The organism is Spirillospora sp. NPDC000708 (assembly GCF_040299565.1).
In the GTDB taxonomy this organism is placed as follows: domain Bacteria; phylum Actinomycetota; class Actinomycetes; order Streptosporangiales; family Streptosporangiaceae; genus Spirillospora.
The window spans coordinates 151,779-158,322 of record NZ_JBEPCJ010000012.1 but is presented as its reverse complement, the minus strand read 5'-3'; the positions used below and the strand labels follow the sequence as shown (position 1 = coordinate 158,322).

The 6,544-nt window shown below is 68.9% G+C and carries 10 protein-coding genes; all 10 read right to left on the bottom strand.

What is annotated here, in order from left to right; all coding sequences use genetic code 11:
- The coding region (locus ABT299_RS12060) for a glycoside hydrolase domain-containing protein (RefSeq protein WP_500250709.1) at positions 1-342 on the bottom strand (342 nt) is incomplete at its 3' end.
- A gap of 28 nt (positions 343-370) precedes the next feature.
- On the bottom strand, positions 371-697 hold the full coding sequence (locus ABT299_RS12055) for a putative phage holin (protein WP_500250708.1): 327 nt from the start codon (positions 695-697) through the stop codon (positions 371-373).
- Positions 694-897 carry a DUF7620 family protein gene (locus ABT299_RS12050; protein WP_500250707.1) on the bottom strand — a complete coding sequence of 68 codons (204 nt, stop codon included), beginning with the start codon at positions 895-897 and terminating at the stop codon, positions 694-696. The genes ABT299_RS12055 and ABT299_RS12050 overlap by 4 nt, the downstream gene beginning before the upstream one ends.
- A complete protein-coding gene (locus ABT299_RS12045) occupies positions 894-1,199 on the bottom strand; it encodes a hypothetical protein (RefSeq protein ID WP_500250706.1) in 306 nt (101 codons plus the stop codon). The genes ABT299_RS12050 and ABT299_RS12045 overlap by 4 nt, the downstream gene beginning before the upstream one ends.
- Entirely contained in the window at positions 1,196-2,371 is a 1,176-nt protein-coding gene (locus tag ABT299_RS12040) for a hypothetical protein (protein ID WP_500250705.1), read from the bottom strand. Before ABT299_RS12040 ends, ABT299_RS12045 begins: the two co-directional genes overlap by 4 nt.
- A gap of 9 nt (positions 2,372-2,380) precedes the next feature.
- Positions 2,381-3,271, bottom strand: a complete 891-nt coding sequence (locus tag ABT299_RS12035) for a hypothetical protein (RefSeq protein ID WP_500250704.1) — start codon at positions 3,269-3,271, stop codon at positions 2,381-2,383.
- Positions 3,271-3,645, bottom strand: a complete 375-nt coding sequence (locus ABT299_RS12030) for a phage tail fiber protein (protein ID WP_500250703.1) — start codon at positions 3,643-3,645, stop codon at positions 3,271-3,273. The genes ABT299_RS12035 and ABT299_RS12030 overlap by 1 nt, the downstream gene beginning before the upstream one ends.
- A gap of 145 nt (positions 3,646-3,790) precedes the next feature.
- Positions 3,791-4,432, bottom strand: coding sequence for a hypothetical protein (locus ABT299_RS12025; protein WP_500250702.1), 642 nt, complete (start codon positions 4,430-4,432; stop codon positions 3,791-3,793).
- Between the two features lie 10 nt (positions 4,433-4,442).
- Positions 4,443-5,366, bottom strand: coding sequence for a hypothetical protein (locus ABT299_RS12020; protein ID WP_500250701.1), 924 nt, complete (start codon positions 5,364-5,366; stop codon positions 4,443-4,445).
- A gap of 10 nt (positions 5,367-5,376) precedes the next feature.
- A complete protein-coding gene (locus ABT299_RS12015) occupies positions 5,377-6,537 on the bottom strand; it encodes a siphovirus ReqiPepy6 Gp37-like family protein (RefSeq protein ID WP_500250700.1) in 1,161 nt (386 codons plus the stop codon).
- Positions 6,538-6,544 lie beyond the last annotated feature (7 nt).

The following is a 6,544-nucleotide window of genomic DNA, read 5'->3' as shown; positions in this document are numbered from 1 at the left end:
CAGGTAGGCGTTGATCGCGCTCTGCTGGGAGGACGAGGCGTCCCAGTCGACCGCGAAGTAGATCGGCCGGTCGTCGGGCATGCCGCACGCCTTGGACTGGGCCGCAGCGGCCTGCGCGTCGGCGGTCCCCGCGGCCTTGCCGTCCAGCGCCCGGTTCGCGGCGGTCTCCCACACCACCACCAGCCACAGGCCCGCCGCTGACAGTTCGCTCGCTTCGGCGCGGGTCAGGTTCTTGCCGGTGGTGTCGTGCGAGAGGTAGCGGCACGCGAACTTCGCCCCGGCGCGTTTCAGCGCGGACGCGCCGGGGCGGCCCCACGCGTAGTCGACCCCGAAGGTGTTCATGGTGTCCTCTCTGGTCAGGATCGGCATGTCAGTTGTCGGTCTCGTCGTGGTGGAAGGCGCGACGGATCTGTCGGCGCCACAGCAGACCAAGCCGCCAGATCATCAGGGCGGCGACGACGCTGTAGACGACGGTCCGGCCCACCTCTTCGCCTGTCGTGGGCGGCGGTGGCGCGGCCATAGACCGGTAGGCCAGCCAGCCGAGGATCAGGGCGACGGTGGCGGTGAACGACATCAGATGCCGGCCCTCCCCATTTCGCCACCACGCGGCGGTCAGGTGGTAGGCGATGCAGAACCCCGTGGAGGAGGCCAGGCCCAGCCACAGCGCCACGGTCCCGCCCACGTGCACGGCGCTCATCGACGCCCCTCCTCGAAAGCCCGCTCGATCGCCTCCGACAGGTGATTGCGCTGCCGGATCTGCCGGATCCGTTCCGCGAGCCGGTGCCCGGCCTCGTCACGGCGGCGGGTCTCTTCCAACCGCTCCGACGTTCGCTCCAGTGCCTCGTCGGCACGGGACCGCTCCCCCTCGTCGGGTTGTTGCTTCCACGGCCACCTCATCGCCGCGCCCGATTCACCAGGGACTGCAAGAGCTGCGCGTTCAGGTCCGTGCCTTCGGCGATCGCCGATAGCCGCCCATCGAGCGCGTCGATCCTGGCTTCCGACTCCTTCCATGCCGCCTCCCATTTGTCCGCGCGTTCTTTCTCGTCCTGGAGGACGCTGCGAGGAACGAGCTGGCCGGTGAGAATCGCTCGGAACACCAGCCCGGCGCCGGTAAGGAGCCCGGCGACGAGACCGCTGGCGAGGAGGGTCGGCCAAGGCACGGCCGTCGCAGCGGTGGCCAGTGCCTGCAGCGCGGTCATCCGACCTGCACAGTGACGTCGGGGTCGGTGGTGATGGTGCCGGCGGATACCGAGGACGCCCGCTTGATCGTCGGGGTGTCGCTCGCCTGAACGTCGCGGATCCGGATGTTGGAGCCGCCGCCGATGTAGATGTGGGGCGTGCCGGCCGCGGTCTTGTTCGGTTGGGAGCCGTCGCCGTCGCTGAACATCGGACCGTCGACCAGGATGTTGGTTCCGCCGGTGATCGTGAGGATGCCCTTGTCGTAGGCGGGGTTGGTGTGGCCGGTCGAGTTCGGCTGTGACATGCCGCCGTAGAACCAGCAGTCGCGGACCCGGACGAACTTCCCGCCGGTGATGAGGAGCTGGCTGCCCCACGTGGGATTGCCGGCTTGGGCTTGAGCGTCGAACCTGATGCCGTCCATAACCACGCCTCGACCGCCGTCGAGACGAAGCCCGCAAATGTTCGATTTAGCGGTGATGAAGATGGGGCCAATGACGGTCTTTGTCATGTTCGGCAGCCACACGTGATACCGATTACCGGCCCCCATGTTCGGGGAGTCGATCAGCATCCCGTCCGTCCAGTAGGTGTTGTCCGAACCCCAGAGCTTGAACGGGGTGTCGTAGCTGTTGTTGACGTCCCAGAACCCCGAGAACGTGACGGCCGTATGGGCGCCCCACATCAGGTGTTTGAACAGGTTGAACGCAAGGTTCTCAAAATGCGATGCCCACAGCACGGGCCCCGTATTGTCGTGATCCACAAAGAACGTCGTGCCCGAGTCTCCTTCAAAACTCAGGTTGCCGATGTACAGGCCTTTGGTTTGGCCCGAAGGAAGGTCGAGCCATCCGGATCCTGGCACGCTTATTCGGACGCGCTGGTTGTACCGGAACTCGTTGCCTGTGAGTGGCCCCGTGAATGCCAAGCCGTTGAACGCCTGGCGAGTCTGTTTGAACTCCATGGATCGCTGCCCGAGCACGATCGCGGGCTTGTACGTCTGCTGCGACACATACGACAGCGCCTGGGTCAGTTTGGCGTCGTCGGTGGCGCCCGAGAAGGCGTCCAGGGGGACGCCGCGCGCGGCGGCTTCGGTGTTGATGCGGGCCTTGATGGCGCCCAGCGCGTTGTTGATCGCCGAGCCCCAGGCGTCGGTGCTGCCGCCGGGGACGGGCAGGGTGATGTCGAATGGGACGGCCACGTGTCTCCTCTAAGCCAGGCGCCAAGCGCCGCCGGTCATCTCCCGGACGTCGGCGGGCCGCCACTCCCCGCCTGCTTGGACGTAGAGCGGCGAGACGCCGGTGTCGATGGTCAGGGCCGCCTCGATGGCCCAGTTCGCAGCTCCGTGCCGGCGGGCGCGGGGTACGGCTTGCATCTCGGCCTCGGTGTCCCACGTCCCGGTCGCGTGGTGGCGGGCACGCGGGTCTGCGGTGAGGGATGCGTCGACGGCCCACAAGCCGGAGGCGGAATGGCTGCGCGCTCCGATTGGGGTAGCCGTGTTCGCGACGGCCAAGGCTCCGTAGTGGAGCGTCGGCCAGGTCGGTGCGGTGTTGGGGTTGCCGAACCGGATCGCGTCGATGGTTGCCCCGACCGTGCCGGCCAGCGACACCACGGGCTCGCCTTCGTCATCGCCGGCGTGGACGGTCACCTGGGCGTCGGTGCCGTCGACGACGATCTCCGGGCGTAGTTCCTCGCCTGCTGGGAGCGCAGTGGTAGCGGTCGCGATGATGGTGTTGCTCGCGTCGCGGAGTCGGAGGATGCCCGCCAGGGTGATGTCGACGCGCCAGCGCAGGGCGGTGTTGCCGCTGCCGTATGCCTGACAGAGCGGCGCGCCAGCCGACGGCCAGGCGCTCATCTCCAGGTAGGTGCGAATGGCGTAGGCATTGAGGGTGCCGATGGTGGCGGAGGACCACACGAGTTGGGCTGGGCTGGAGGGTTGCTGGTTCAGGCGTATCCGGGGAGGGTGCAGGCCGGAGGCGTCGACGTGCGCAGCGCCGCCGGTCGCGGTGTCGAAGTGGGTGTCGCCGGACCCCGCGGTGGTGGTGTCGAGGGCGGCCCCATCGGCCAGGCCGTGCCCATACCAGCGTGCAATGAGGCTCATCAGGCGATCGTCAGAGCGAGGGCGCCGACGTCGAAGGGGATGTCGTCGCCGTCGTTGCAGTTGATGATCTTGGAGAAGGGGCCGTAGAGCATGCGCAGGCCGGAGTCGTCGTAGAGCTCGCCGCCGACCACGCTGATCTCCGGCATCGCGGTGTAGGCGAACGCTGCGCTGTTGCGGGCGACCTTGTTCGCCTGGGGCCCGAAGGTGACGACTTGGCGGCCGTAGCCGCCGCCGGCGACCTCGATGCCGGGCGTGGTGTCGTTGCCGAGTTCGGTCAGGAGCGCCAGGTGGAGCGGGAGCTGCGGGGCGAAGGCTGCGTTGCCGGTGATGAGGTCCAGGAGCTTCCCGGACAGGGTGACGGTGAGGCTCGACATCTGTCGTCTCCTGGGGGCTAGTTGCCGTAGGGGCCAGAGCCGTAGGGGCCCGCTCCGTACGGGTGAGGGCTCGGGGGCGGCGGAGGGGTGACGGGTGGGCGCCCGGCCGCTCGCCAGACGCCGTCTTTGAGGACGTAGATGACGATCACGCGACAGCCACCCACAGGTCGGTGTCGAGGGCGTAGGCGCCACCGTTCGGCGGTGCCGGCGAAACCCCGATCCACATGGCTGGCCGGTCGCTGTCCGGGGCGGTGCTCGCGCGAGTCGGCCACCCGTCCGCGGCCTTGAGCACGAACTGCAGGCCAGGTGCGGGCAGTTCACTGAGGTCGAGGTACCGGCCAGTGGTAGCTACCCGCGCCAGGACCGGCGCGCCGGACAGGTCGCTGTACAAGCCGCTGCTGGCTACCTGGGCGAGCGCGGCGAGTGCCTCTTGAGCGGCTGCGGCGGCCGCGGCCGCATCAGCGACTTTGGCGAGGGTGTCACCGAGGTCGGTTGCCACAAGCGCGAAACGGACGCCGGCGCCGCCGTCGATCCAAACCAGCCACACGCCGGGCGGGCCTTGGAAGCGCGGGATGGCGCCAGGAGGCAGGTCGCCGAGGCCTGTGGCGGACCGGATGGTCGTGGTGGCTACCCCGTCCTCGTCGAGTAGGTCGTTGTAGGGGGCGCCGCCAGCGGCTTGCGACCAGCAGGTCAGGGGCTTGTCGGGGTCGAGCAGGACGGCGTTGTCGGCGCCGACCTTGAACGCGTAGTCGCTCGGGGTCTGCCCGAACCAGTGTCTGTCTGCCACGTCTCCCCCGTCAGTCGAGGAACCAGGAAAGGACCGCCTGCACGGTGCGTGAGGCGGGGAGGTCGTTGACCAGGGACCGGACGCGGACGTCGCCGCCTGTCTCGACGTTGACCGCCAGGGGGGACTGCCTGGCGACCTTGCCGTAGCCGAAGCCCATGACTTCCAGGGACGGCCGGTACTGCGCGGCGAGGTTGAACACGCAGGAGCCGTCGTCGTCGGCGACGCCGAGGCCGTTGGTGGCCCACCGCTTCACCGACAGCCGGAGCTCCACGCGCTTGTCGCGAGTCCGGATGCGGGAAACGCCGGATGGCGCCCAGGCTTCGGCGTTGCTGCCGTTGGGGGTCAGGTTCACCCAGCCGGTGTCGGCGAACGGGTCGTAGACCTTCCAGCCGGTACCGGTGCCGGTGAGGATGACGCCGTTCTCGCAGATCATCCGGTCCCGCCACGGCGTAGGCCGGTAGCCGGGCAGGGAAGGGGCGACGGGCCAGCCGGTGAACCAGCGGGCGTCGACCATGTCCTCGGGCTGGACACCGGCGGCACCGGCCTTGACCTTGCCCGCGCCGATCGGGATCTCCCAGACGTCGGTCCAGCTCTGCACGAGGGGCGGCAGGCTGGTCCCGCCGGGCTTGTACTCGGCGGTGATCCGGTCATTGGCCGGATCGTTGCGCAGGACGACGTAGTCCAGGCGCGTCACGCCGGTGTTGTTCGGCGGGACCGCCAGGAGCTTGTCGGCGTCGTTGAGGTACTTCTGACCTCGGACGAACGCCTCACCCGGCGGAACGGTGACGGTGCCCGAGCCATTGGCGGTGGGCCGCAGCGCCGGGCTGCCCCACGAGGCGCACACCCCGTCCGGCGCGGCCCACATCATCATGCGAGAGAACTCGTCCTCGGTGTTGATCTTTGTGGAGCCGTAGGGATAAGAGAACTCGGTCACGTCGGCACACTCACTTGGGCACTCGCGTTTCGATGAGGCGGAGCTTGCGGTTGATCGCGGCCAGCAGCTTCATCAGCGCGCTGTTGGGCTTCTGGGAGTCGGCAGCGTCGGCGGTGCCGATCACGGGCCGCACCGTGTCGCCGGTCGAGGTGTCGGAGTTGAGGGTGACCTCGCGTACGGTGTCGGTGATCAGCTCGCCGCGAACCATCACCGAGCCCTGGTCGCCGACGCCGTAGTCGACGCCGTACCGGTAGCCGTCGATGTCGATCGGAGACAGCGCCAGGGAGGCTTGCCGCGCCCCGGCGGTGAGGGCTTCCTCGGCGGCCTGGGCCATCTGCGCGGCCAGGTCCACGCTGGCGGTGTCGACGTCGGTCTTGTCGACGAACTGCTCGATGCGCAGGCCCGGCACGAGCGGGTCCGCGCGGCTGTACTCCTTCACCACCCGCGGCGAGCTGGTGCCGCCGGCGACCACGATCGCGCAGGTGCAGGTCGGCGGCGTCTTGGTGTAGGAGACCTCTGACAGGTTCCCCCGCCCGAAGCTCCAGGTGAGGCCCGAGGCGCGCGGCTGGTAGACCTCGAAGCGGCGCTGGGCGCCGACCTGCACGATCCGGAACCCGAGGCCGGCGGAGTTACCGATGTCGGCCAGGACGTCCAGGAGGTTGGCGAACTGGTTGATCTGCTTGGTGACGGTCGGGCCGCGGCCCAGGTCGTCGGCCAGGACGAGCCCGGCGACGCGGCGGGCGGGCCGGGCGGCGGGGCCGATGTTGACGTTGACGAGCTGTCGCATCACCGTCTCGGCCGAGCCTGACACCTTGTAGGTGCCGTCGGTCTGGTGCGCGTCGTCCTGGCCGGGGTTGGGCCACACCGCGGCCTGCTTGAGGAGCTGGTTGTCATCGACGCCCGACACCTTCAGCGTCCCGGCGTCACCGTCGTCGCTGGTCTGGGTGGAGTCGACCGACTGGATGTCGCCGGACATGATCCGGGCACCGTTGAACCGGATGATCAGCCCGTTGCCCTCCAGCAGGTGGACGGCCTTGTCGCTGTCGGCGGAGATCGACAGGGTCCAGGCGCCGACGGCGTTGTGCCGCGAGATGGCCTGCATGGTGACGTAGTCGCTGAGGGCTCCCAGCGGCGCGAGATCACCGGCGCGGCGGATCTTCAACGCGAACACCGGCCGC